The organism is Microbacterium natoriense, assembly GCF_030816295.1.
GTDB classification, from domain to species: Bacteria; Actinomycetota; Actinomycetes; order Actinomycetales; family Microbacteriaceae; genus Microbacterium; species Microbacterium natoriense_A.
In genome coordinates, this window is the sequence record NZ_JAUSXV010000001.1 from 2,667,671 (window position 1) to 2,688,917 (window position 21,247).

Sequence of the window (21,247 nt, forward strand, 5' to 3'; positions counted from 1 at the left end):
ATGAGAACTCGTGGGGGGATCTTGGTCATCGGTGCTGCCGCGCTGATCGGACTGTTGACCGGCTGTGCGTCGTCGACCGCGCCGACGTCGACGGCTTCGAGCGAACCGTCGCCGCTGCCGAGCGCCACGGCGGAGGCATCAGCCGCCGAGCTCGAGGCGCAGCAGCGCGCCGACATGTGGCTCGAGACGACTCCCGTGCCGCCCAGCGCCGTGCGGTCGGAGAAGAGCACCAGCGACGAGTTCACCATGTCGTTCCAAGGATGGGTCTGCACCCCGACGCTGACAGCGACCGGCTACTGGAGCGTCGAGGGCATGTCGACGGTGGAAGCGCTGAACTGGATGAAGGAGCATCCTACTCCTGGACTGGTCCCCAACTTTCCCGCGCCCCTTACAGACGAGGGCGGGTACGACAATGTCACGACCGGGGTGACGCCCGGAGGCGATTCGTTCGAGGGCATCGCGTTTACCTACGTCACCACGCCGGAGGGATCCGCGATCCGCGCGGAGGTCGGGGCGACGCCAGTGGATGCAGTGTGTCCGACGCCTCCCGGCGGCGGATCGTGGGGACGGCCGGGAGAAGGCTGATCGACGCGGCACGGTACATGAATACTCGTCGGAGTGTGGCCCGGTGGGCTGGCGGAGTGCTCGTCGTCGCCGCCGCTGTGCTCGTCAGCGTGGTGAGCGTCGAAGAGGGCTCATCTGGTGCGGCGTCCGTTCTCATCGGCTCTGCCGACGGGACGTCGTTGATCGCGTCGTCTATGGCTGTCGCCCTGCTCGCCCTGACGGTCGGGATCTGGAGCGTCGGCGTACCGCGATGGATGCTGCCCATGTCGATCCTCGGCGGCATCGCCGCGTCGTGCGCGACTGCACTGGCGGGTTTCGCGCTGCTGGTCACATCGGACATGACGGTGACCCCACTGGTGTATCAGGGGTGCGACACCGGCTACGTCGCCGTGGAGCGCTCGTTCTTGTTCGCGTCAAACGGAGTCGTCTTTCACCGTGAAGGTCCGGTCGTCGTTACGCACGTGGGGCGTTCCTGGGGAGACGACGGGTACAAGCCCTTCGCGAACGGCACGTATGCCTTCAGGGAGGAAGACGGAAAGTGGGTCCTGCGCTATGCGACCGACTCGTCGAGTGTGGGCGCTGGTGGCGCGCCCCCGATCGTTCTGCCTGTGTTCGATGACAGCCGACGTGAGTGCGGCATGTCGAACCCGGCAGGTCTTCGCAGTTCATCGGAGCCGACCCCGACGATCACGCCGACACCGCTGTCGTCGGAGGACGTGGATGCCGCCGTGAGCGATCTCATCGCCGACTCCTTCGAGGCGTCGATCGGGACGGTCGTCGACGGGACCGGAGTGCCGATCGACGCTTCCTCGGCGGTGCCGATATCGGCGTCATGTCTGGAAGGCGACGGAGTTCAACGGGAGACGATCCTCGATTTCGGCACCGGCGACAATGCACGCTCCGTCTCTCAGATTCTCGACGTATGGACTGCGGCCGGGTATGACGCTGATCGTGCGATGCAGGAGGACATCCGCTACAGCGAGACGCTTCCGGTGGCGCGGATGAGCATCCGCGACAGGACCAGCATCGACGGGATGCTGCACATGACGATCACGTCGGCGTGCGTGACCGCAGAGTAGCTGTCGAGACGGCGAGGACGGGCTTCTTCATTCCATGGCGTCCGCTCCAGAGTCATCGAATGCTGGACTCTTTCCGCCGAGGAGCCGAAGGGCGCCGAGGAACGCGTCTCTCGCTTCTGCGTCGAGCGGAGCGAGGATATCCTCCTGCGCATCCGCTGCCAACGCGGCCAGGAGCTCCCACCGGTTGTGCCCAGTGGCTGTCAGAGTGACGAGGTTGCGGCGCGCATCGTCAGGATCAGGCTTGCGTTCGGCGAACTCCGCCTCTTCAAGCGCAGCGAGCGTGACGGTCACGTCGCGGCGGTCGAGTCGAGCCAACGAGCCGATCGCCACCTGAGACAGGGGAGTGGGGCTCGCAGCGAGGACGTCGAGAACTCGATAGTCGTAGCCTCGTGCATCAACCTCGCCGAGCTTGGCGGCGAGGATACTGTGGGCTCGCTGGTGCGCCTGGCTCAGCATCCACGTCGGCAGGTCTGTGAAAGACATTCGAATCCATCCGTTGGTGGTACCAACAATGTGATACGTTGGTTACACCAACGATATAGGAGGGCGCATGTCCACACCACTGCAGCAGGAGATCGGCCGTACTGAACGAGTGCTTGACGCGCTGCTCACCGAGCGCGTGCTCGAAGGTGGACCGTTCGGGTCAGTGACTGAATGGGTTGCAGCGAACATCCTCGCCATAGCCTCGCTGACGACGACCGATCTGCAGGGCGCGCTCGCTGTCCGGGCGGGCGACCTCGACGTGACGCTCGAGCGGATGTCGAACGCCGGGCTCGTCATGATCGATGGAGATCGCGTGACGCTGAGCGCCTCAGGGCTTTCCGCGCTGCAAGCAGGGCGCATCAAGACGTCGCATGTGGCATCGCGCATCACTCAAGCGATCACGTCAGCCGATCGAGAGGCCACCGTTCGCACGCTATCCGCCGTGCGCGACATCGCCAGCCGCTTCCGGGAATCAGGTATTCCCGCGAAATGAGTTGTAACCGATAATGCACATTATGTCAGCTCAGCTCTGTCGTCCCATGATGAGCGGCGTAGAGGCCTCCCCAGCAGAGGCCTCTCCCCAATCAGGAACCTGACCAATACTGCATGATGGGCTTGTGACCAACCTCGCGTCCAAATGGCGCCGTCGTCGATTTGGTGCCGTAGGCGCCGGCATCGCTGCCATGCTCATGCTGACAGCCTGCACGGATTCCGATTTCAGCCTCACTGAGGAGGACGCGTACGGAACATGGCGTGCGGGAAGCGACCTGCCCGCAACACTCGAGCTCGCCGACGATGGTACGTTCCGGGCGAGTGCGTGGCCAGTGGATCTGGGTTGTGGCGGCCACACGCCGCGCACGGCGGACGAGTTGCGCGGATCTGAGACCGTAGACTTCTCGGGCACCTGGGTGGAGCAGGACGACGCCGCGTCCCAGAACCGGATCACGCTGACGACGGGACCTGAGTCACCCTGCGGTATCTCTTGGATCGACGCCGACTTTCGAAGCGAGGATGGCGTGCTGTACGCCTGCACGTTGCTCGACGCGCACATCGACCTGGCGACCGCGGAGAACTGGTTCATCCTGTACCTGGGCGAGCCGGAGACGACGCCGGCGCCCGATCGCTGCTTCAACTACAACTAGCGGTTCTGCGATGACTGAGCTGATCTACATCGACTCTCCGGGGTTGAGTTTTCGGGAGACCGGAGCAGATTTCCGCTGGATCGATTCCCGTCGCTTCAGCGTCAGTTCCTCGAGCGGTCACCGGAGCAGCGACTTCGAACTACTCGCCGCACTGGTGGCAGACGATTGGTATGACCACAGTTTTGCTGAGCCCGCAATCGCCTCCCCCGCTCCCGGCGGCCTAATACATGGGCCTTATTGGCTCGAAGCCATCTCCGCGGAGACCTTCGTTGACATAGAGCGTTCGGAGGCAGTCCGAAAGATCGAAGCGTGGGCCAGCGCATATGGCGGTGTTCCCGCAGCATTTCTCACGAGGGTCAGGACCATGATCGACGAGTTGCTCCCCTCTGCCTGGACCATTTATGAATTGCCGGATATTCGCTCGGTCGCGCAGCACGATTGGGGCGACGCGATCGGTACGACGGGCTTCCTCGAGTTCGTAGGAGTCTCTCCCGATCGAACGAAGCTCAATCTGTTCGTCGCGAGCGACGACTGAACTGACAGCTCCGCTCGACTTGCGATGGCCCGTCAAGGAGGGAGCTGAGTCAGTCGCCTCTAGTCCGTAGGTGGCGAAAGCGAGCTCTCCTCCCAGATGAGTTCAGACTCTGAAGCTTGCGCCTCGAGAATCTCACGGATCCTGACCGCTCGATTCCCAGGGCAGGCGATCGCAATCAGTTTCTCGGAGTAGACGTCCACGAGACAGCCGAGCTCTGCATACTTTTCGGCGACAGATCTCCACGAACTCGTGAGGTTAACGCTCTCGCCAAGCCAGAGGCGGAACGTTCCGAACGGACCACGCTCGTGGATCCCGTTTACAACCGGAGATCCTTCTGCAGACCGGACGATGCTCACCCTGTCGCCGAACGCCACGTCGTATGCGAGCGCCGGAACAGCTCGGATCTCGACGATTCCGGGACCCACGAACAAGCCGTTCAGCGCTTCCCACATCTGCTCTCCCGACCCCTCCGGTGGAAGAGCAAGCCAGACCTCGGTATCGGCCTCGGCGGCCAGACGCGATGGCACGAGCTCACGGCCGGACCACTCCCCTGCGATGGCCGGATGACGGCGGTGAATCGGCATCCCTGGACTCTAGTGGACGATGCCAACTACGGAGGCTCGTTCCAGGGCTATCGGAGCGTTCGAGCGTGCCGTACCTTGCGGAATACCGTCGCCGGAGTCTTGGTGAGCCACATCGAGGTCGTGGGATCTTCTGGCCACGCCCGTGACACTCAGGGATTCGATCCAGACCAGGCGCCGCACTGCGGCGACAGCGTCGACGATCGGAATCGGTCCGGCGTGTACTTACACGCGCGTCAATGGGAAGTGGGGTTCGCGAGGCAGCTCGATATCGATCGTGTCGCCCGGGACTACCCGCCCACCACGGGAGACGATTCCCATGACTCCGGCGAGTCGGATGACGCGTCCCTCGCCGTCGGTCCGGACAAGCTTCTTGAGCAGACCGGGCTGGAAGTCATTGATCTGCTGGCACGGATTGCGCAGACCAGTGATCGTCACCACCGTGTCGCCGAGGTGCAGGCGGGTGCCGACGGGAAGGGCCAGAAGATCGATGTCCCGGGTGGTGATGTTCTCGCCGAGATCACCGGGCTCGACCGTATGGCCACTCTCTCTCAGGGCGTCGAACAGCTCCTCGTGCATCAGATGCACCTGCCGCAGGTTCGGCTGTGACGGGTCGGCGGTCACTCGAGAACGGTGCTGCACTGTTGCGCCGGAGTGCGCGTCACCTTCGACGCCAACTCCTTCGAGAAGGGTGATCGATTCGCGAGTCCGCTTGCTGAAGCCGTGCATGGGGCTGGAATGAACGGCGACGACCCGAGACGGCATGCCTTCATTCTTCCACTCCGAACGCCATCGGCCGCCTACGAAGTGTGTGCGCCACGCCCGAGCTGCTCCCCCGTCGCTACGGGGCGCGGCATAGTGGTGTGATGACGATCTGCGACCCGCCCGTGATCCCCGACGTACACCCAGCGCTGGTCGGCCGATTCAGCCCGGTAGGTTTCGACCCCACGATCGAGGTCTCTGACGGTCAGATCGACTCGCTGCTGGACGCGGCGCGGCACGCCCCCTCGGCCGGGAACTCGCAGCCCTGGCAGTTCATCGTCGGCAGGCGCGGAGGCGACGCTCATCGGCGGATCGTCCGCCATCTGGCGCGGAGTTCATCGCAGTGGGCGCCGTCTGCTTCTGTGCTCTTCGTGAACCTCGCGCACACGACGGTCGAAGGCACGGACGACTGGGAGTATTCGGAGTTCGCTCGCTACGATCTCGGCCAGGCTGTCGCCCACATGACGATCCAAGGTCTTCATCTCGGGCTCGACGCCCACCAGTTCCGCGCCTTCGATCGCAGCGGCATCACCGGTGAGTTCAGCGTTCCGGCGCACTGGGAAGTCACGAGCATGACCGCGTTCGGAGTCTCGACCCACAGTGCCGGCGAGATCAGGTCGGCCGGAACCAGTCGAGAGCGAGCCAGCCGCGCGGACATCACGTGGGCGCGAGGCTGATCTCCGGGTATATAGATTGTCGAGTCATCGCATACCCGCGAGGCGATCATCCACGCTCTGTAAGCTCGCGGACATGACGGACGACATCGACGTTGCGATCGTTGAGACTCTGACGATCGACGACCTTCGACAGGTGGATGCTCTCCTCTCCCAGCTGTCATCGACCGCCATCTTGGATCCCGATCGCGTGCAGGCGATGATCGACACACCAGGCGTGGATCTCTTCGTTGCGCGCGAAGCTGGACAGGTGCTCGGAATGGCGACACTCGTGACCTTCCCTCTGGTGACCGGCTTGCGGGGCATCGTCGAGGACGTCGTCGTCAGCCACCACGCACGCGGGCGCGGCATCGCTCGTCTGCTCCTTGAAGCGATCACTGAGGAGTCGACTCGTCGGGGCCTCCGCACACTCGATCTCACTTCTCGGCCATCACGCGAGTCGGCCTTGAGGCTCTACGAATCCGTCGGCTTCGAGCGCCGGGAGACGAACGTCCTGAGGTACGTGCCAGCCTCGAACAGCTGACGAACATCGGTGTCCGGGATCGCACACGAGCACGGGCTGCGGGAACAGCGGGGACAGCAAGTCATTGCCGCACGAGCGAGTACATGTACATGTCGCGGCGCTCTGACCCGACGCGTTCCCACCGCCTGAGCAATCCTTCGCGCTCGAATCCGGCCGACTCGGCCGTGCGGCACGATGCCTCGTTCCAGGGCTCGACGTAGAGTTCCAATCGTTCCACGGTAAGGCTGTGAAGCGCCCAGTCGGCAAGTGTCCGCAAAGCCCCCGCCGCGTATCGATGGCCTCGGAACTGCGGGGCGATCCAATAGCCGACGCTTGCGCGCTCGTGATTCTGCTCACGGAAGGTGATGCCCACCTGGCCAACCGCGCGACCCAACGCGTTCTCGACGACGACGAACTGAAAGCCATCTCCATTCGAGGCACGACGACGTTGCCTTTCAATGTAGGCCTGCACCTCTGTCGTGCAGGCTGTCTGGGGCACAGTGGTCATGAGCGGAATAAGCGGATCATGAACCACAGACAGAACGAGCTGCCTATCATCGTCGCGGTACTCCCGGAGCGTGACCTGCTCCCCCAGCAATGTCGGCGTCGCTAGCCCCCTCATGCGTCCAAGGGTGGCACGGAACGAGGTCCGTCATTGTCGTGCCTCCCCTTGCCTCCGGTCCCCGACCGACATCCGGCGCTCCCGACGAGGGATTCTCCTGACGCGCCCCGAGCGCTCAGGCGGTTGCATACCCCGCGAGGAAGAGATCCACGGCCTGTTCCACGGGCGGCTCATCGATCTCCGCCCCCAGGAGCCTGGCGTTCAGTGGTGCGCCGATCACGAGCCATGTGAACTGCCCGGCGGCGGCATCCGGGTCGCCGATGCGCAGCGCTCCCCTGCCGGCGATCTCCTTCAGCGTCTCCCCGAGATTGCGGATGTTCGTGTTCCAGCTCTCCTCGAGATACACCCGCGCCACCTCGGGCTGCGACTGAGCCTCCGCGGTCACGAGTCGACGCATCTCGAGCACGGGCGGGCTCAGAATGCCGGCCCGCATGGTCTCTGCGAGTTCGATCAGCCCGCGCCGAAGGTCTCCACTCCCCCGCAGCCTCTCCAGGGACGGACGCATCGCGCCTCGTCCCGCATGCGCCCACGAGTGCACGACGGCCGTGTAGAGCGCCTTCTTCGACGAGTGCTCTCGATACAGCGACGACTTCGAGATCTTCGCCCGCTTTGCGACCTCGTCCATCGACGCGCCGCCGTACCCGAATTCGAGAAACACCTCGCGGGCAACGTCGAGCAGCGCGTCGCCGCTTAGGCCGGCCGGGCGTCCCCGAGTCCGAAGCGCAGTGTTCATGCACGTCATATTAGTACTTGACGGTACTTTGAGCGAGTCGTACAGTTTAAGTACCAATAAGTACTCAAGGAGGAGCCATGATCGCCCTGGGCATACTCATCGCCACGATCGCGTCATTCATCGCCAGCGCGGTCCTCTACGCGATACCGCCGGTCTCGCGTCTCGTCACACGCACCAGTACGCCCCGCCCCGGTATCCCCGTCGCCCTCCAGATGCTCTCGGTGGTCGCGCGCAGCCTGCTGGCGTCGTTCCTGATCGCCGGACTCATGACGGCTGCCGGCTGGCACGGACCTGCAGCCGGCGCCCTTCTCGGACTGGCGCTGTCGGTTCTGCCTCTCATTTTGCTGTTCGGGGGCGTCGTGCACGAGAACACCGCCGTTCCCACTGCAGGAATCCACCTGCTCGACTGGATCATCAAACTCACCCTGATCGGAATCCTCGTCGGACTGTTCGTCTGACCGCCCGGAAGAAGGAATGACATGGCTGTTCGACCTCTTGACCTGACCTTCACAGCGACCCTCGGCAAAGTTCGCGACGGCGACACGTGGACGTGCGTACAGCTTCCCGACTCCGCGGAGATCTTCGGCACTCGCGGACTGGTGAAAGTCGCCGGCACGGTCGATGGGGAACCCTTCCGAGGCGCGTTCATGGCGCTCGGCGACGGCACGCACAAGCTGCCCATCACCGCCGCGATTCGCAAGCGACTCGGCAAGACCGACGGCGACGACGTCACCGTCCACCTCAGCGAGCGCCTGAACTGAGTATCCGCCCGCCCAACCGTGCGAAGATCGATCGATGAAGATCGAGCAGTGGGACGGTGACGAAAAGCAACTGCTCGCCATCGCAGGGCTCTGTGCGGATGCATTCGCCGAACCTCCCTACGAAGAGGACCCAGTCCGCAGTCTCGTCGAGTTCCCGGAACGAGTACGTCGCTACGCCGTGGAGAAGCCGGAGTTCCGGCTCTTCCACGCATCCGAGCACGGAGAAGTCCTCGGCTTCGTCCTCGGAACAGGGATCGGCCCCGGCGACTGGTGGTGGAACCGTCTGAACGAGACTCTCGCCGAGCCGCACCGCACTCTCTGGCTGGATCAGCAGCAGTTCGCGATTGCAGAGCTCGTCGTGAAGGCATCGGCCCGCCGATCAGGAGTGGGACGGGCACTGATGAAAGAAGTGCTCGCCGATCTCCCCTATGACAGCGCACTGCTGGCCTGCTATCCGAATGCCGTGGCACCGCAGCGGCTCTACGCATCTCTCGGCTGGACCGTCATCGATCCGCACGCTCGCGTCTCGGAGACGCACCCGACTCAGATCATGGGCGTCAAGCTGCGCGCCTGACCATGCACACCAGTCCTGCGCGGTCCTCCCACGAATCGACGCGCACGAACCCCCGGGACTCGTACAGACGGAGTGCCGGCGCACGCCACTCCCACACCGACAGCCGGACATCCCCTCGGCACGACGCGATCGCGGCATCGAGCAGCGCGGAGCCGACTCCGAGTCCTCGGGCTCCGGGCGCCGTCCAGAACCGCTTCAACTCGGACTCAGAGGTGCGGATGACGACGACTCCTGATGGCACGCCATCGACCTCGGCAAGCAGCACGGCGGCCCCGGCGTGGACACCATCCAAATCCGCGACCTCGCGCTCGTGGGCCTCAGAGAGCACCGTCGCCCCTGTGCCCAGATGCGAAAGCTTCTCACTCTCGGTCTGCACCAGGTAGGCGCGGATCAGGTCGCCCGCCACTCGCGCGTCGGGACCGCTCAGGTCGGCTTCTCGAACGGTGACCAGCGGCATCCGCACTCCTCTTGTCTTGGTACTTCCAGGGTAGGCGGAGATCCCGCCGAGCTCGTCACCGCTCAGGAGTAGCGTGGAGGGGTGAAGCAGGTCTCCGTCTCCCCCGCAACGACTCCCGGGTGGCGCGCCTGGCTCATCTGGTCGGTCGGCGTCGCCGCCTACGTCCTCGCGATCACGAACCGCACCTCCCTTGGCGCCGTCGGTGTCGAGGCGGCCGATCGCTTCCAGGCCGATGCATCGACCCTCGCACTGTTCGCGGTCGTCCAGCTCGCGGTGTACGGCGGCATGCAGATCCCGATCGGGATACTGCTCGACCGTCACGGCTCGCGCCCGATCATGACGATCGGCATGGTGCTGATGGCCGCGGGGCAGCTGACCATGGCCCTCTCCCCCAGCATCGGCATCGCGATCATCGCCCGCATTCTGCTCGGTGCGGGCGACGCAGCGATCTTCCCGGCCGTGCTGCGACTCGTCGCCACGTGGTTCCCCGCTCAGCGGGGACCGCTCATGGTGCAGTTCACCGGAATCCTCGGGCAGGCGGGCCAGCTCGTCGCCCTGGTCCCGCTGGCTGCATTCCTGCACGCGACCAGCTGGAGCGTGACCTTCGGCAGCATCGCCGGTCTGGGCGTGCTGTTCAGCATCCTGGTGTTCCTCGTCATCCGCAACCACCCGCCCGAGCGCGGCGCCGATGTCACTGTCAACACCGACACCGGGCTGGTCCGGGTGGTGACCTCGGCGATCGACACGGGCGTCGGCATCCGGGCTGCCTGGGCTCACCCCGGAACCCGCCTCGCCTTCTGGTCGCACTTCACGTCGCCCTTCGCCGGCACCGCCTTCGTCCTCCTCTGGGGCATGCCCTTCCTCACCGCCGCCCAGGGCCTCGACACCGCGCACGCCGCCGGCATCATCTCGGTGTATGTGGTCGCCGGCATGGTGCTCGGCCCCGTGATCGGCGACCTCTCCCGCCGTCTTCCCTATCACCGCTCCTACGCGCTCGTCCTGCCGTCCGTGGGCGTGCAGTTCGTCGCCTGGGTCGCTGTCATCGCGCTTCCGGGCCCGGCGCCGTCGTGGATGCTCTATCTGCTCGCGATCGCTCTCGGCACGGGAGGGCCCGCCAGCATGATCGCCTTCGATCACGCCCGCACGCACAATCCCTCGCACCGGCTGAGCACAGCCACCGGTGTGACCAACGCCGGCGGATTCATCGCCGCGCTCATCGCGATCTTCCTGATCGGTCTCGCTCTCGACCTCCAGGGAGCGGGAACACCGGCCACCTACACGTTCGAGGCCTTCCGCATCGCCTTCCTGATGCCCGTTCCCATCTGGCTCGTCGGCACCGCCTTCATCCTGATCGAGCGCAAGCGCACGCGCATCCGCATGGGCCTCGATCCCGAACGTCACCGCTGACTTCTCACCACGCTGACTGCTCATAGGATGATGCGATGCGCACTTCCTTCACGTTCTCGAACGATCCGTCGCTCATCGATCGCCCCCGCGTGCACGCCTGGCTCAGCAAGCAGGCGTACTGGGCCGAAGGACGTGCCCGAGAGACACAGGAAGCGGCGATCGATGCCTCGCGCAACTACGGCGTGTGGAACGCCGACGGCGAGCAAGTCGCTTACGCACGGGTCGTGACGGATGCCGTCACCTTTGCCTGGCTCTGCGACGTGTTCGTCGACCCCGGTGTCCGAGGGGACGGCGTCGGCAAGATGCTCATCGCAGGCGTCATCGCAGATCTCGAGCCACTGGGTCTCAAGCGCATCATGCTCGCCACCGCTGACGCTCACGGACTCTACGCCCGATACGGGTTCGCCCCCTCGGAGGATCCGAATCTCTTCATGATCAAGCAGATGACCGCGTAGCCGCCTACCTGCGGGCGAGCGGCGTCCAGCCGAACGGCACAGGGCCGTCGAAGGCGGCGCGCTCCCGGTCCGCTCGCGCAGACCACCCCTGGGCCGCGTCGCGCGTGTCGAAGGCGCCACGGGCGACGCGCAGGCCGACGTCTTCGTGATGCATGCGCGGCGCGCCTCCGCGGCGTACGCCGGCCCGAACGCTCCAGGCGTCATCGGCGTATCCCCCGCCGCGGAACACCCGGTAGTCGTCGTATCGCGCCGGATCCAGGAAGTCCCAGCACCACTCCCACACGTTCCCGAGCATGTCGAACAGACCGTTCAGATTCGGCAGCTTCCCGCCCACATCCTGCGGTGCCGGCACGCCATCCGCGCTCGTCCATGCGGCATCCGCGAGTGGCGCGTAGTGCGGACCGGCAGATCCGGCGCGGCACGCGAACTCCCACTCCGCCTCGGTCGGAAGCCGATAGCCGTCACCCGTCGCGTCCCACGAGACGTCTTCGCCGTCGAATCGGTACACCGGGTCGAGCCCCTCCCACTCGGATGCGGCGTTGCAGAAGTGCACGGCGCGCAACCAGCTCACGTCAGCCGCCGGACGCCGGGGGTGCCGGGAGGGCACCGGCAGGATCTCTGCGAACTGCTCCTCGGTGACCGGGAAGACTCCGATCTCGAAATCCGCGAGTTCGACGACGCGTTGGATCTTCCTGCGTTCGTCGTGAAGAGTCACGGAACCGGCGGGGATGCGCCGCATCTCGATGTCGGTCATACCGGGCGCGGAGAGAGTTCGACCCACGCCGGGTACTTCGCGGTACGGCCGTCGCCTGACGACGTACCGGTCACGCGGCGCTTCACCCAAGGGCCGACGAACTCCCGATAGTACGCATAGCCGCTGGGGCCGGCCCGGCCGGTGTCGCTCGGCGCCCACCAGGTCTCGTGCGGCTCGAAACCGAGCGCGTGCAGCACCCGGGCGGCCACTCGATGGTGGCCCGCGGCGTTCATGTGCAGCCGATCCTCGGACCAGTACTGCGGTTCGGAGAGCTCGCGGTCGGGCCAGTTCAGCGCGGTGATGACGTCGGGCCGATTCTCGACGCGTCGGAGCACCGCCTCCGACAGGAGATCTCCGCGCTTCTGGAACACCTTGCCCATCGGCAGCTGCCCGCTCGGATTCGCCCCCGAGAGCAGGATCAGCGTGACGCCCTCGTCATCGCAGCGACGAAGCACCCGGCTGAAGGCGTCGGCGATGTGCTCGACATCGGCTCGGGGGCGCAGGACATCGTTGCCGCCGCCGTTGAACGAGAGATGCGTGGGATGCAGCGCCAGAGCGGCCTCGAGCTGCTGCTCGACGATCGGCCAGGCGAGCCTGCCCCGGATCGCGAGGTTCGCGTACCTGATCGGGTGCCCTGCAGCATCCGCCCACCCCTGCGCGGTGAGGTCGGCCCATCCACGGACGTGCCCGTCGGGCAGCTCGTCGCCGACACCTTCGGTGAAAGAGTCGCCGATCGCCACATAACGCACATCACTCACACGATCAGCCTATGCCCGCTCAGCGGTCGTCGAGCGCCTGTCCCTTGCGGTCGCTGAGCCCCCAAGCCGCGGCGGCCGCTACGACGAAGCAGACACCGAAGACGACGAACACGAGCGGCGCGCCGCCGATGACCAGCATCGCGGGCACGGCGAGCGGCGCGATGATCGACGCGATCCGCCCCACACCTGCCGCCCAACCCGCGCCGGTCGCGCGGAGCGAAGTGGGATAGATCTCCGGGGTCACCGCGTACAACGCGCCCCACGCTCCGAGATTGAAGAACGACAGCGCCATGCCCGCGGCGATGATCGCCCCGGCTGAGGTCGCCGTGCCGAAGAACACCGCGGAGACGGCAGATCCCAGCAGGAACACCGAGAGCGTGCTGCGGCGACCCCACACTTCGATCAGCCAGGCGGCCACGGCATAGCCAGGTAGCTGCGCGAGCGTGATGATCAGCGTGAATCCGAACGACCGCACCAGATCGAAGCCGGCATCGACGAGGATGCTGGGGATCCAGATGAACGCCCCGTAGTAGGCGAAGTTTACGCACAGCCAGACCAGCCACAGGCACAGGGTGCGGAGCCGGAACTCCGGGTGCCAGAGCGTCGTCACCCGCGAGCGCATCGTGGCCGTGATCGCCCGGGACGGCGGTTCCTTCCGGATGGCAGGACCGGCGACGATGCCCGCGTCGAGCTCGAAGGAGACGACGACCTTCTCGGCTTCGGCGATCCGGCCGCGCAGCGCCAGCCAGCGCGGCGATTCCGGCATCCCCCAGCGGATGATCAGCGCGTACACGGCGGGGATCGCCCCCAGGGCGAACGCCCAGCGCCAGCCGTCGGCGGATGCCGGGATAACGAGGTAGCCGATCAGCGCGGCGGCCGTCCAGCCGACCGCCCAGAACGCCTCGAGGATCACGATCAGTCGGCCCCGGATGCGTGCGGGCGCGAACTCGCTGACATACGTCGACGCGACAGGGAGCTCAGCGCCCAGCCCCAGGCCGACGAAGAAGCGGAGGACGAGAAGCATCGCGAGTCCGCCGACGAGCGCGCTCGCCCCCGTCGCGACACCGTAGACGAGGAGGGTCAACGCGAACACCTGCCGACGGCCTAGCCGATCCGCCAGGAGGCCACCCAGCGTGGCGCCGAGCGCCATGCCGATGAAGCCGACGGAGGCGATCCATCCCGCTTCGGGCTTCGTGAGTCCCCACTGCTGCGTGAGCGCCGCGAGGATGAACGATATGAGCCCGACGTCCATCGCATCGAGCGCCCAGCCGAGCCCCGATCCCGTGAGCAGGCGCAGGTGTCGCCTGGTGAACGGCACGTCATCGAGTCTCTGAGCGAGGGACGCACGGCTCGGCAGCGCTGTGTTGGCCATGCCCTTCATCGTAGAGCCGACGACGCGCAGCGACGTCAGTCGGCGAGGAGCCTGCGCACTCGCGGGATGACCTCGGTACCGTACAGCTCGATGCTGCGCATCATCGCCTCGTGCGACAGTGTGCCCGTCGCGTACTTGAGATCGAAGCGCCCGAGACCCAGCAGCTTCACGGTGTCGGCGATCTTCGCAGCCACCCGGTCGGGCGAGCCGGCGTAGAGCGCGCCTTCGGGGCCGACGTCGTTCTGGAACCGGGCGCGACTGTAGGCGGGCCAGCCCCGCTCACGTCCGATGGTGTTGTTCATCGCCTCGAAGCCGGAGTACGCCGCATCCCACGCCTCGGCGTCGGTGTCGGCGATGTGTCCTGGAGAGTGCACGGAGACGGGGTGCGAGGCCGTGCCGAACGACGCCACCGAGCGGTGGTAGAGATCGACGAAGGGCTTGAAGCGCCCGGCAGGGCCCCCGATGATCGCGAGCATGAGACCGAGGCCGTGACGGGCGACGCGGACGACGGACTCGGGGCTGCCGCCGACGCCGACCCACGTGCGCAGCCCCTTCTCGGTCTTGGGGAACACATTCGCGTTCTCGAGAGAGGCGCGCATCGTGCCCGACCAGGTCACGGGCTCTTCCTTCAGCAGCTGCACGAACAGGTCGAGCTTCTGCTCGAAGAGCGCATCGTAGTCGCGCAGGTCGTAACCGAAGAGCGGGAACGACTCGATGAACGAACCGCGTCCGAGCACCACCTCTGCGCGCCCGTTCGAGACCGCGTCCAGCGTCGCGAAGCGCTCGTAGACGCGCACGGGGTCGTCAGAAGACAGCACGGTCACCGCGGTGCCGAGACGGATGTGCTCGGTGCGACCGGCGATCGCTGCCAGCACCATCTCGGGAGCGGAGACCGCGAACTCGGGACGGTGGTGCTCCCCCACCCCGAAGAAGTCGACGCCGACGGCGTCGGCGCGCTCCGCCTGCGCGACGATGTTGCGGATCGTCTGCGCGCCGCTGAGCAGCACGCCGTCAGCGTCGCGGGTGATGTCTCCGAAGGTGTCCAGCCCGAACTCGATGTCCATGTCATCCCTTTCCATTCAGGTGAATGAACACCGAGTCGGCTCCGGCCATTCCCCTACTTGTTCAGGAGGGCCGTGCGCAGGGTGTCGAGGCCGACACCGCCCATGTCGAGCGCCCGCTTGTGGAACTCCTTGATGTCGAAGCCCGCACCGCGCTCGGCCTGGTATGCATCGCGCACCTGCTCCCAGATCCGCTGACCGACCTTGTACGACGGAGCCTGCCCCGGCCAGCCCAGATATCGGTTCACCTCGAACTGGACGAACTGGTCGGACATGTTGACGTTCTTGCGCATGAAGTCGAGCGCGTACTCGGCATCCCACACCCCGGTGCCGTCGAGCCGCGGCTTGCCCAGATGCACGCCGATGTCGAGCATGACGCGGGCCGCGCGCATGCGCTGCCCGTCGAGCATGCCCAGACGATCGGCCGGATCGTCGAGATAACCGAGCTGCTGCATGAGGCGCTCGGCATACAGCGCCCAGCCTTCCGCGTGACCGGAGGTGCCGGCGAGCAGTCGGCGCCACGAGTTCAGCTCGGCGCGGTTGTACACGGCCTGGCCGATCTGCAGGTGGTGCCCTGGGATGCCCTCGTGATAGACGGTCGTCAGCTCGCGCCAGGTGTCGAACTCGGTGACGCCCTCGGGCACGGACCACCACATGCGGCCAGGGCGGGAGAAGTCGTCGGTCGGGCCGGTGTAGTAGATCCCGCCCTCCTGCGTCGGCGCGATCATGCACTCGAGCGTGCGGACGGGTTCCGGGATGTCGAAGTGCGACGCGCCGAGCTCGGCGACGGCGCGATCGCTCGTCTCCTGCATCCAGCGCTGCAGCGCGTCGGTGCCGATCAGCTTGCGGGCGGGGTCGGATTCGAGGTGGGCGACGGCCTCTTCCACGGAAGCACCGGGGAGGATCTCGTTCGCGATCGCCGTCTGCTCGGCGACCATCCGGGCGAGCTCTTCGCGCCCCCACTCGTAGGTCTCGTCGAGGTCGATCGTGGCGCCGAGGAAGCGCCGCGAGTTCAGCGCGTAGAGCTCGCGGCCCACGGCATCCGTCTCGCTCGCCACGGGTGCGAGTTCTTCGGCAAGAAAGCTGCGCAGCTCGTCGTAGGCGACACGCGCAGCCGCCGCATTGTCGGCGAGCGTGCGTGCGAGAGATGCGGGCAGGCTCCCCTCCGCGGGGCCGCCGTTGGCGACGAACGCGGCGAAGAAGCCGTCGTCAGCCGTGTAGCGAGGAATCTGGGTCGCGACCTCCGCCACCTGGCGTCGCGCAGGCGTGACGCCGGTGGCGATGCCGGCCCGCAGCGTCTCGGTGTACCCGCGCAGAGCATCTGGAACAGCGGCGAGACGCGTGGCGATGACCGCCCAGTCGTCCGTTGTCTCGGTCGGCATGAGGTCGAAAGCGCTGCGGACGTCCTGTGCGGCCGAGGCGATGACGTTGAGATCGCGCAGATGCCACTTCGCCTCGTGCAATTCGAGATCGAGGCTCAGTTCCGACGACAGATCGGTCTTGGTCACCTCGTCGATCGCGTCGACGGGTTCGAGAGCCTGCAGCTTCGCGAGCGTCGCACGGGTCGCCGCCACGACCTCCTCATGGCCCTGAGGGCTGAAGTCGCCGAAGCGATCGTTCACCTCGGTGCGGCCGATGTACGTTGCGAGGATCGGAGAGAGAGCGACGATCGTGTCGACCCACTCGTCGGCGACCTTGTCGATGGCTGACGGGGTGCGCGGTGCGGAAGTCATCCCTCCAGACTAGCCCGCGGCACCCCGTCGCAGTATCTCGGAAACTCGGTGCCCGCGATCAGTGTGCGGCTTCGTTCCAGTCATGGCCACGGCCGACCTGGACGTCGAGCGGGACCGTGAGATCGGCGGCATCGCCCATCCGCGAGCGGACGATCCGTTCGGCGGCATCCCACTCCCCCGGTGCCACCTCGACCACGAGTTCGTCGTGGATCTGCAGCAGCGCACGTGACGCGAGACCCTCGGTGCGGAGGTCGTCGTGGATGTGGAACAGCGCGATCTTCATGATGTCTGCGGCACTGCCTTGGATCGGGGCGTTGAGCGCCGCACGTTCGGCGTTCTCGCGCAGCACGCGGTTCGGGCTGGACAGGTCGGGGAACGGTCGGCGACGGCCGAAGAGGGTCTCGGTGTAACCGACTTCCTTCGCCTTCAGCACGGATGCTCGCAGGTAGTCGCGCACCGCGCCGAAGCGCGCGAAGTACTCGATCATGAGCTGCTTGGCCTCTGACTGCTCGATGCGCAACTGCTTGGACAGGCCGAAGGCGCTGAGCCCGTAGACGAGTCCGTACGACATGGCCTTGACCTTGGTACGCATCGCGGCGGTGACATCGGACGGTTCGACGCCGAAGACGCGCGCGCCGACGAATCGGTGCAGATCCTCGCCGCTGTTGAACGCCTCGATCAGGCCTTCGTCTCCCGACAGGTGCGCCATGATGCGCATCTCGATCTGCGAGTAGTCGGCCGTGAGCAGCGCCTCGTAGCCCTCGCCGACCTGGAACGCGCTGCGGATGCGCCGGGACTCCTCGGTGCGCACGGGGATGTTCTGCAGGTTCGGGTCGGTGCTCGACAGACGGCCGGTCTGGCTGCCGGTCTGCACGTATGTCGTGCGGACCCGGTGATCGTCGCCGATGGCGGTGTCGAGCGACTCGATGATCTGACGGAGCTTGGTGGCTTCGCGATGCTGCAGCAGCAGCCCGAGGAACGGATGGGGGTTGCTCTCCTGCAGGTCGGCGAGCACAGCCGCGTCGGTGGAGTAGCCGGTCTTCGTCTTGCGGGTCTTCGGCAGCTGCAGGTCGTCGAACAGCACCTCCTGCAACTGCTTGGGCGAGCCGAGGTTGAACTCGCGCCCGACCAGGGCGAACGCCTCTTGTGCGAGAAGCTCGGCACGGGCGCCGAGCTCACCCGAGAAGCCGGAGAGCACATCGTGCGAGACCGCGACGCCCGCGACCTCCATGTCGGCCAGGGTGAGCAGTGTCGGAAGCTCGATGTCGGTGAGCACCTGCGCGACGGACTCGGGGATGTCCTCGCGGAGCGCGGCAGCCACCCGCAGCGCGAACCACGCCTCCTGCGACGGTGTCGCCCCCTCGGTCTCTGGAACCAGCTGCGTGGGGTCTGCTTCGGGGAGCTTCTCGCCGAGATACCGCTCGACGAGATCGGCGAGCGTCTTGTCGGGAAAGCTCGGTCGCAGCAGCCAGCCGGCGAGGCTGGTGTCGTAGGCGAGGCCGCCGAGACGGATGCCGAGCCGCAGCAGCGCCTTCACCTGCGGCTTCGCATCGTGAAGAACCTTGGGGCTCTCGGACTCGAGCCATCCGCGCAGTGCGTGGACCGCCTCGTCGTTCCAGTCGAGTTCACGCACCTCGGTCTCTGTCGCCGCTCCCACGCGGACGGGGGCCCCGCCGTGAGTCGTGATGCGCAGTGCGACGTCGCTCGTCTGCGACTCGGCCCAGGCGGCGAAGTCCGCCGCTGCAAGCTCGACCGGCTGAGGCAGGACCACCGCGGATGCGGGGTCGTCGGCGACTTCCCCCGCACCGACGGCTTCGAAGACGCGAGGCAGCAGCGTGCGGAACTCGAGTCGGGCGAAGATGTCGCGGACGGCCTGGGCGTCGATCGGAGTCACCGCCAGGTCGCCGGGTGCGACGGGAAGCTCGACGTCGGTGAGCAGCCGGTTGAGCTTGCGGTTGCGGCGCACGTCGTCGATGTGGTCGCGCAGGTTGCCGCCCGCGACGCCCTTGATCTCGGCGGAGCGCTCGAGCAGTTCGTCGAGTGAGCCGAACTGGGTCAGCCACTTGACGGCGGTCTTCTCGCCGACCTTCGGCACTCCTGGCAGGTTGTCGCTGGTCTCGCCGACCAGCGCGGCGATGTCGGGGTACTGCTCTGGCCGTACTCCGTAGCGCTCCTGCACCGTGACGGGGTCGTAGCGCTTGAGCTGCGACACGCCCTGCACCGACGGGTACAGCAGGGTGACATCGTCGGTCACGAGCTGGATCGTGTCGCGATCGCCGGAGACGACGAGGACGTCGTATCCCTGCTCGGCGCCCTGCGTGGAGAGCGTCGCGAGGATGTCGTCGGCCTCGATGCCCTCTTTGGTGAGCACCGGTATGGACATCGCCGCGAGGCAGTCCTGCAGCAGCGGGATCTGGCCGCGGAACTCCTGCGGGGTCTCAGAACGCGTCGCCTTGTACTCGGGGTACTCGTCGGTGCGGAAGGAATGACGTGAGGTATCGAACGCCACCGCCATGTGCGTCGGCTTCTCGGCCTTGATGAGGTTCACGAACATGGACAGGAAGCCGTAGATGGCGTTCGTGTGCTGGTTGTCCTTCGTCGTGAAGTTCTCGACCGGAAGGGCGAAGAATGCGCGATAGGCGAGCGAATGGCCGTCGACGACCATGAGGGTAGGCTTTGCGGAGTCCGTCACCCTGTCAGCCTAACGAGGACGGCAGACACCCGCTGAGGAGGATTCATGAGCGATGTCGCGATGAGCGAAGGACTCGAGTGGGCCACGGCCCGGGGCATGGGCGCACTCGCCGAGAAGATGGGCATCGAGTTCACCGAGTTCTCCATCGAGCGCTCCGTCGCCACGATGCCGGTAGAAGGCAACACGCAGCCCGTCGGCCTCGTGCACGGCGGCGCCTACGTGGTGCTGGGCGAGTCGCTCGGCTCGATGGCCGCGAACCTGCATGCGGGACCCGGCCGCCTCGCGGTCGGCGTCGACATCAACGCGACCCACACGCGGTCGGCGACGTCGGGCCTCGTGACCGGTGTCTGCACGCCCATCCACCTCGGGCGCAGCATCACCGTGCACGAGATCGTGGTGACCGACGACCACGGCCGTCGATGCTCCACCATCCGCATCACGAACATGATCAAGACCGTGGAGTGAACAGCCGGACTCGTCGCTGTCGAGAACACGCGCCTGCGGGCTGAGTCCGCTCAGAGGTCGTATTCCCACTTCGTCCAGGATCGGGACGAGCCCTCGCCCAGGGAACCGACGTGTTCGAGTGAGTCCGTCGTGGCATGGAGATGCTGAACCGTCTCGGGCTCGAGCAGCTCCCGGCCCGCGTTCTCGTGACGGACGACGCCGATGTCGACCAGCCAGCCGATCCGCAACTCGATTCGATCCACCCGACTGGGGGTCGATCGATAAGGGATCTCGACGATCTCCGTCTGGTGCGCCTTCGCCAGGGCGAGCGAATACCTGCTGACCGCGTCGGCTATGTCATCTCCGGTGAGGAAGTCACCGAAGCTCATCACGATGCGCTTCATCAGAACCCTCGGTTCGCGTTGCTCGATGCGTCACCTCGCCAGGCGACGTGGGGTCGATGATAGGCGCACGTCGCCGTGCGCGCCGCCCCCTTGACGTCGCCTGCGAAAAGGTCGAGGATCAGCGATCGATTCAGGACGCGTCGTGCGTTCGCCGGTAACCGGTGGGGTGGAGGATCCGCTGGAACAGCAGATGGTCCTGCCACTCCCCCGCGATCTTCAGATACTCCGGAGCCGTTCCGATCTGTTGGAAGCCGTTGGCCGCGAGCACGCGTTGCGAACCGAGGTTGTGCAGCAGAGTGGCAGCCTGCATGCGGTGCAGTCGCAGTTCGGAGCGCGCATAGTCCAGCACCTGAGCGACCGCCCGGGTGGCGAGACCTCTTCCGGTGCTCGAGGAGTCGATCCAGTAGCCGAGATCCGCGCTCCAGAACGCGCCACGCACGATGTTGTTGATGTTCATGCGGCCACGGATCTCACCGTCGTGGGATTCGATCAGGAATCGGATGCTGCGCCCTGCGGCGGCGTCCTCCACGCACTGCCTCGCGTGGTTCTCCTGCCATTCCTCGGTGAAGAAGTCCGCGGATCGCGTGGGCTCCCACGGCGCGAGATGCGTGCGGTTCGCCGTGTAGGCGCGCGCCAGTGCGGCGCCGTCCCCTGTGCGTACCGCGCGAAGCGAGTGCTCCGCGTCGAGCGGACGCACC

Annotated in this window: 27 protein-coding genes; 13 read left to right on the forward strand and 14 right to left on the reverse strand. The window is 66.1% G+C overall.

Annotation, left to right across the window (positions count from 1 at the left end; translation table 11 throughout):
• Window positions 1-585: a hypothetical protein gene (locus QFZ53_RS12430; protein WP_307296833.1), complete on the forward strand. Its 585-nt coding sequence runs from the start codon at window positions 1-3 to the stop codon at window positions 583-585.
• 35 nt (window positions 586-620) lie between these two features.
• Window positions 621-1,643 carry a hypothetical protein gene (locus QFZ53_RS12435; RefSeq protein WP_307296836.1) on the forward strand — a complete coding sequence of 341 codons (1,023 nt, stop codon included), beginning with the start codon at window positions 621-623 and terminating at the stop codon, window positions 1,641-1,643.
• A gap of 27 nt (window positions 1,644-1,670) precedes the next feature.
• Here the strand turns inward: QFZ53_RS12435 and QFZ53_RS12440 are convergent, their stop codons facing one another.
• Entirely contained in the window at window positions 1,671-2,126 is a 456-nt protein-coding gene (locus QFZ53_RS12440) for a MarR family winged helix-turn-helix transcriptional regulator (protein ID WP_307296839.1), read from the reverse strand.
• 109 nt (window positions 2,127-2,235) lie between these two features.
• Between QFZ53_RS12440 and QFZ53_RS12445 the strand changes: the two genes are divergently transcribed.
• From QFZ53_RS12445 to QFZ53_RS12455, 3 genes are all read left to right on the forward strand, one after another.
• Complete coding sequence (locus QFZ53_RS12445; protein WP_307296842.1) at window positions 2,236-2,619, forward strand: hypothetical protein; 384 nt, start codon at window positions 2,236-2,238, stop codon at window positions 2,617-2,619.
• Window positions 2,620-2,743: 124 nt separating this feature from the next.
• A complete protein-coding gene (locus tag QFZ53_RS12450; protein WP_307296845.1) occupies window positions 2,744-3,268 on the forward strand; it encodes a hypothetical protein in 525 nt (174 codons plus the stop codon).
• Between the two features lie 10 nt (window positions 3,269-3,278).
• Window positions 3,279-3,803 carry a hypothetical protein gene (locus QFZ53_RS12455; protein ID WP_307296847.1) on the forward strand — a complete coding sequence of 175 codons (525 nt, stop codon included), beginning with the start codon at window positions 3,279-3,281 and terminating at the stop codon, window positions 3,801-3,803.
• 59 nt (window positions 3,804-3,862) lie between these two features.
• Here QFZ53_RS12455 and QFZ53_RS12460 read toward each other — a convergent pair whose 3' ends face one another.
• Entirely contained in the window at window positions 3,863-4,387 is a 525-nt protein-coding gene (locus QFZ53_RS12460) for a DUF4265 domain-containing protein (protein ID WP_307296850.1), read from the reverse strand.
• Between the two features lie 222 nt (window positions 4,388-4,609).
• Window positions 4,610-5,149, reverse strand: coding sequence for an MOSC domain-containing protein (locus QFZ53_RS12465; RefSeq protein WP_307296852.1), 540 nt, complete (start codon window positions 5,147-5,149; stop codon window positions 4,610-4,612).
• 101 nt (window positions 5,150-5,250) lie between these two features.
• Between QFZ53_RS12465 and QFZ53_RS12470 the strand changes: the two genes are divergently transcribed.
• Both QFZ53_RS12470 and QFZ53_RS12475 read left to right on the forward strand, forming a co-directional pair.
• Window positions 5,251-5,823 carry a nitroreductase family protein gene (locus QFZ53_RS12470; RefSeq protein ID WP_307296856.1) on the forward strand — a complete coding sequence of 191 codons (573 nt, stop codon included), beginning with the start codon at window positions 5,251-5,253 and terminating at the stop codon, window positions 5,821-5,823.
• Between the two features lie 73 nt (window positions 5,824-5,896).
• The gene (locus tag QFZ53_RS12475) at window positions 5,897-6,343 is read left to right on the forward strand and encodes a GNAT family N-acetyltransferase (protein ID WP_307296859.1); all 447 of its coding nucleotides are present in this window, start codon (window positions 5,897-5,899) and stop codon (window positions 6,341-6,343) included.
• A gap of 61 nt (window positions 6,344-6,404) precedes the next feature.
• Here the strand turns inward: QFZ53_RS12475 and QFZ53_RS12480 are convergent, their stop codons facing one another.
• Window positions 6,405-6,944 carry a GNAT family N-acetyltransferase gene (locus QFZ53_RS12480; RefSeq protein ID WP_307296860.1) on the reverse strand — a complete coding sequence of 180 codons (540 nt, stop codon included), beginning with the start codon at window positions 6,942-6,944 and terminating at the stop codon, window positions 6,405-6,407.
• Between the two features lie 115 nt (window positions 6,945-7,059).
• Window positions 7,060-7,677 carry a TetR/AcrR family transcriptional regulator gene (locus QFZ53_RS12485; protein ID WP_307296862.1) on the reverse strand — a complete coding sequence of 206 codons (618 nt, stop codon included), beginning with the start codon at window positions 7,675-7,677 and terminating at the stop codon, window positions 7,060-7,062.
• Between the two features lie 77 nt (window positions 7,678-7,754).
• On the opposite strand from QFZ53_RS12485, the gene QFZ53_RS12490 reads away from it, so the two are divergent.
• From QFZ53_RS12490 to QFZ53_RS12500, 3 genes are read left to right on the forward strand one after another with little or no spacing between them, the layout of a single operon-like run.
• Window positions 7,755-8,135: a DUF1761 family protein gene (locus QFZ53_RS12490; protein WP_307296863.1), complete on the forward strand. Its 381-nt coding sequence runs from the start codon at window positions 7,755-7,757 to the stop codon at window positions 8,133-8,135.
• Between the two features lie 21 nt (window positions 8,136-8,156).
• Entirely contained in the window at window positions 8,157-8,438 is a 282-nt protein-coding gene (locus tag QFZ53_RS12495) for a DUF1905 domain-containing protein (RefSeq protein WP_292909864.1), read from the forward strand.
• Between the two features lie 34 nt (window positions 8,439-8,472).
• Window positions 8,473-9,012 carry a GNAT family N-acetyltransferase gene (locus QFZ53_RS12500; RefSeq protein ID WP_307296866.1) on the forward strand — a complete coding sequence of 180 codons (540 nt, stop codon included), beginning with the start codon at window positions 8,473-8,475 and terminating at the stop codon, window positions 9,010-9,012.
• On the opposite strand, the gene QFZ53_RS12505 is transcribed toward QFZ53_RS12500, so the two are convergent.
• Complete coding sequence (locus tag QFZ53_RS12505) at window positions 8,996-9,469, reverse strand: GNAT family N-acetyltransferase (RefSeq protein WP_307296869.1); 474 nt, start codon at window positions 9,467-9,469, stop codon at window positions 8,996-8,998. The two genes, QFZ53_RS12500 and QFZ53_RS12505, sit on opposite strands and share 17 nt — an antisense overlap.
• An 81-nt stretch (window positions 9,470-9,550) precedes the next feature.
• On the opposite strand from QFZ53_RS12505, the gene QFZ53_RS12510 reads away from it, so the two are divergent.
• A complete protein-coding gene (locus QFZ53_RS12510) occupies window positions 9,551-10,876 on the forward strand; it encodes an MFS transporter (RefSeq protein ID WP_307296871.1) in 1,326 nt (441 codons plus the stop codon).
• A 35-nt stretch (window positions 10,877-10,911) separates the two neighbouring features.
• Window positions 10,912-11,331 carry a GNAT family N-acetyltransferase gene (locus tag QFZ53_RS12515; RefSeq protein ID WP_307296873.1) on the forward strand — a complete coding sequence of 140 codons (420 nt, stop codon included), beginning with the start codon at window positions 10,912-10,914 and terminating at the stop codon, window positions 11,329-11,331.
• A 4-nt stretch (window positions 11,332-11,335) separates the two neighbouring features.
• Here QFZ53_RS12515 and QFZ53_RS12520 read toward each other — a convergent pair whose 3' ends face one another.
• From QFZ53_RS12520 to polA, 6 genes are read right to left on the reverse strand one after another with little or no spacing between them, the layout of a single operon-like run.
• Window positions 11,336-12,085 carry a formylglycine-generating enzyme family protein gene (locus QFZ53_RS12520; protein ID WP_307296876.1) on the reverse strand — a complete coding sequence of 250 codons (750 nt, stop codon included), beginning with the start codon at window positions 12,083-12,085 and terminating at the stop codon, window positions 11,336-11,338.
• On the reverse strand, window positions 12,082-12,834 hold the full coding sequence (locus QFZ53_RS12525; RefSeq protein WP_307299405.1) for an SGNH/GDSL hydrolase family protein: 753 nt from the start codon (window positions 12,832-12,834) through the stop codon (window positions 12,082-12,084). Before QFZ53_RS12525 ends, QFZ53_RS12520 begins: the two co-directional genes overlap by 4 nt.
• 28 nt (window positions 12,835-12,862) lie before the next feature.
• A complete protein-coding gene (locus QFZ53_RS12530; protein WP_307296877.1) occupies window positions 12,863-14,215 on the reverse strand; it encodes an MFS transporter in 1,353 nt (450 codons plus the stop codon).
• A gap of 35 nt (window positions 14,216-14,250) precedes the next feature.
• A complete protein-coding gene (locus QFZ53_RS12535) occupies window positions 14,251-15,279 on the reverse strand; it encodes an LLM class flavin-dependent oxidoreductase (RefSeq protein ID WP_307296879.1) in 1,029 nt (342 codons plus the stop codon).
• A gap of 53 nt (window positions 15,280-15,332) precedes the next feature.
• Entirely contained in the window at window positions 15,333-17,009 is a 1,677-nt protein-coding gene (locus QFZ53_RS12540; protein ID WP_307296881.1) for a DUF885 domain-containing protein, read from the reverse strand.
• Window positions 17,010-17,067: 58 nt separating this feature from the next.
• On the reverse strand, window positions 17,068-19,701 hold the full coding sequence (gene polA, locus QFZ53_RS12545) for a DNA polymerase I (protein WP_307296884.1): 2,634 nt from the start codon (window positions 19,699-19,701) through the stop codon (window positions 17,068-17,070).
• A 45-nt stretch (window positions 19,702-19,746) separates the two neighbouring features.
• Between polA and QFZ53_RS12550 the strand changes: the two genes are divergently transcribed.
• Window positions 19,747-20,166 carry a hotdog fold thioesterase gene (locus tag QFZ53_RS12550; RefSeq protein WP_307296887.1) on the forward strand — a complete coding sequence of 140 codons (420 nt, stop codon included), beginning with the start codon at window positions 19,747-19,749 and terminating at the stop codon, window positions 20,164-20,166.
• 50 nt (window positions 20,167-20,216) lie between these two features.
• On the opposite strand, the gene QFZ53_RS12555 is transcribed toward QFZ53_RS12550, so the two are convergent.
• Together QFZ53_RS12555 and QFZ53_RS12560 are read right to left on the reverse strand one after the other, a co-directional pair.
• The gene (locus QFZ53_RS12555; protein ID WP_307296890.1) at window positions 20,217-20,549 is read right to left on the reverse strand and encodes a hypothetical protein; all 333 of its coding nucleotides are present in this window, start codon (window positions 20,547-20,549) and stop codon (window positions 20,217-20,219) included.
• Window positions 20,550-20,679: 130 nt separating this feature from the next.
• Complete coding sequence (locus tag QFZ53_RS12560) at window positions 20,680-21,246, reverse strand: GNAT family N-acetyltransferase (protein WP_307296893.1); 567 nt, start codon at window positions 21,244-21,246, stop codon at window positions 20,680-20,682.
• Window position 21,247: the final 1 nt, after the last annotated feature.

Excerpts from the sequence above, each read along its gene's own strand:
- QFZ53_RS12460 (WP_307296850.1), bottom strand. The coding sequence starts at position 4,387 with ATGCCGATTCACCGCCGTCATCCGGCCATCGCAGGGGAGTGGTCCGGC.
- QFZ53_RS12455 (WP_307296847.1), top strand. The coding sequence starts at position 3,279 with ATGACTGAGCTGATCTACATCGACTCTCCGGGGTTGAGTTTTCGGGAG.
- QFZ53_RS12555 (WP_307296890.1), bottom strand. The coding sequence starts at position 20,549 with ATGAAGCGCATCGTGATGAGCTTCGGTGACTTCCTCACCGGAGATGAC.
- QFZ53_RS12500 (WP_307296866.1), top strand. The coding sequence starts at position 8,473 with ATGAAGATCGAGCAGTGGGACGGTGACGAAAAGCAACTGCTCGCCATC.
- QFZ53_RS12470 (WP_307296856.1), top strand. The coding sequence starts at position 5,251 with ATGACGATCTGCGACCCGCCCGTGATCCCCGACGTACACCCAGCGCTG.
- QFZ53_RS12440 (WP_307296839.1), bottom strand. The coding sequence starts at position 2,126 with ATGTCTTTCACAGACCTGCCGACGTGGATGCTGAGCCAGGCGCACCAG.
- QFZ53_RS12485 (WP_307296862.1), bottom strand. The coding sequence starts at position 7,677 with ATGAACACTGCGCTTCGGACTCGGGGACGCCCGGCCGGCCTAAGCGGC.
- QFZ53_RS12495 (WP_292909864.1), top strand. The coding sequence starts at position 8,157 with ATGGCTGTTCGACCTCTTGACCTGACCTTCACAGCGACCCTCGGCAAA.
- QFZ53_RS12530 (WP_307296877.1), bottom strand. The coding sequence starts at position 14,215 with ATGGCCAACACAGCGCTGCCGAGCCGTGCGTCCCTCGCTCAGAGACTC.
- QFZ53_RS12535 (WP_307296879.1), bottom strand. The coding sequence starts at position 15,279 with ATGGACATCGAGTTCGGGCTGGACACCTTCGGAGACATCACCCGCGAC.
- QFZ53_RS12465 (WP_307296852.1), bottom strand. The coding sequence starts at position 5,149 with ATGCCGTCTCGGGTCGTCGCCGTTCATTCCAGCCCCATGCACGGCTTC.
- QFZ53_RS12475 (WP_307296859.1), top strand. The coding sequence starts at position 5,897 with ATGACGGACGACATCGACGTTGCGATCGTTGAGACTCTGACGATCGAC.
- QFZ53_RS12515 (WP_307296873.1), top strand. The coding sequence starts at position 10,912 with ATGCGCACTTCCTTCACGTTCTCGAACGATCCGTCGCTCATCGATCGC.
- QFZ53_RS12505 (WP_307296869.1), bottom strand. The coding sequence starts at position 9,469 with ATGCCGCTGGTCACCGTTCGAGAAGCCGACCTGAGCGGTCCCGACGCG.
- QFZ53_RS12430 (WP_307296833.1), top strand. The coding sequence starts at position 1 with ATGAGAACTCGTGGGGGGATCTTGGTCATCGGTGCTGCCGCGCTGATC.
- QFZ53_RS12480 (WP_307296860.1), bottom strand. The coding sequence starts at position 6,944 with ATGAGGGGGCTAGCGACGCCGACATTGCTGGGGGAGCAGGTCACGCTC.
- QFZ53_RS12490 (WP_307296863.1), top strand. The coding sequence starts at position 7,755 with ATGATCGCCCTGGGCATACTCATCGCCACGATCGCGTCATTCATCGCC.
- QFZ53_RS12540 (WP_307296881.1), bottom strand. The coding sequence starts at position 17,009 with ATGACTTCCGCACCGCGCACCCCGTCAGCCATCGACAAGGTCGCCGAC.
- QFZ53_RS12550 (WP_307296887.1), top strand. The coding sequence starts at position 19,747 with ATGAGCGATGTCGCGATGAGCGAAGGACTCGAGTGGGCCACGGCCCGG.
- QFZ53_RS12520 (WP_307296876.1), bottom strand. The coding sequence starts at position 12,085 with ATGACCGACATCGAGATGCGGCGCATCCCCGCCGGTTCCGTGACTCTT.